A 1,182-nucleotide genomic window follows, 5' to 3' on the forward strand; every position below is an offset into this window, starting at 1 on the left:
TGAAAATACCAGCTTTCTGCTCGGCTATTTCCTCCAGACTATCGCCCAAGGTCTCCTGATGATCTAGACCAATCGAAGTAATAACTGCAATCTCGCCTGTTACGACATTAGTGGTGTCAAGCAAACCACCAATCCCCACCTCTAGCAGGACTAGATCCACTCCCTGCTCTTTAAAGTAAAGCAAAGCAATCAGGGTCAACAACTCAAAGAAAGACAATTGATCATGTGTTTCTAAGAGAGTTTTCTCCATCTCCTTGACCTGGTTAGCTATACGGACAAAGTCTTCCTCTGCGATTGGTTGCCCATTAATACAGATTCGATCATGGATACTGACGATATGAGGAGAGGTAAAAGTACCAACTTTTTTACCATGAGCAACAAACAACTCTCTCATAAAGGCAATAGTTGACCCCTTACCGTTAGTCCCTGTTACGTGGATAATGGGATAAGTCTCCTCAGGATTCCCCAACAAATCCACAGCTCGCTGCATTCGTCCAAGACCAGATCTAAAGTTTAAACCAATCCGACTATGAAGCCATTCTTCTACTTCAAACATACATGTCTCCTTAACAAAAGTCCAATCAACTACCGCATCAAAGTATGATTACAAATAAAAAGCGAGGTTGGGACAAAAATCCCAACCTCTTACCTGGTTAGCTAATCACTAGCTACTATGAATTTCAACGTGGGCTAAAAACGTCCCCCGGACATTCCAACTCTTTCTAGTTTCTAGGAGTTGGGGTGATACAGTCTCCCAGACTTACCAGTTCTCTCTTATTTTAAGGAACTGGGGTAAAAACGTTCCCCGGATATTCCAACTCTTCCAATTTTTAGGAGTTGGGCTGATACAGTCTCCCAGACTGTATCACTCCTCCATAAAGCTGTTGAAGACTTCTTCAATCATGTTCCATTCGTCTTCTGAGTCTTCTGGNATTGGTTGCANTTCGCCTTCTGTTCCGTCTTCATTTTCGATGAATGAGTAAGCTTGNATTTCAACTTCACCATTTTCATCTTCTTCTGCNTTAACTGGCACTAGNAGAACATAGTTTTTACCAAATTCTTCTTTCCCGTCGATGGTCAAAAGGATTTCAAATAAAGTTTCATTTCCTTGCTCATCTACTAGTGTAATCAATTCACGTTCTTCGTGGTCATGGTTGTGATCGTGTGACATAGTTTCTCCTC

At 41.8% G+C, this 1,182-nt stretch carries 2 protein-coding genes; both read right to left on the bottom strand.

From position 1 onward, the window contains the following. On the bottom strand, window positions 1–556 hold a 556-nt coding region (locus D8863_RS10355; RefSeq protein ID WP_260469794.1), incomplete at its 3' end, for a bifunctional folylpolyglutamate synthase/dihydrofolate synthase. Window positions 557–865: 309 nt separating this feature from the next. Continuing rightward, window positions 866–1,171, bottom strand: a complete 306-nt coding sequence (locus D8863_RS10360; RefSeq protein WP_125441852.1) for a DUF1292 domain-containing protein — start codon at window positions 1,169–1,171, stop codon at window positions 866–868. Window positions 1,172–1,182 lie beyond the last annotated feature (11 nt).

The sequence above is a fragment of the Streptococcus oralis genome, assembly GCF_003943825.1.
In the GTDB taxonomy this organism is placed as follows: domain Bacteria; phylum Bacillota; class Bacilli; order Lactobacillales; family Streptococcaceae; genus Streptococcus; species Streptococcus oralis_CD.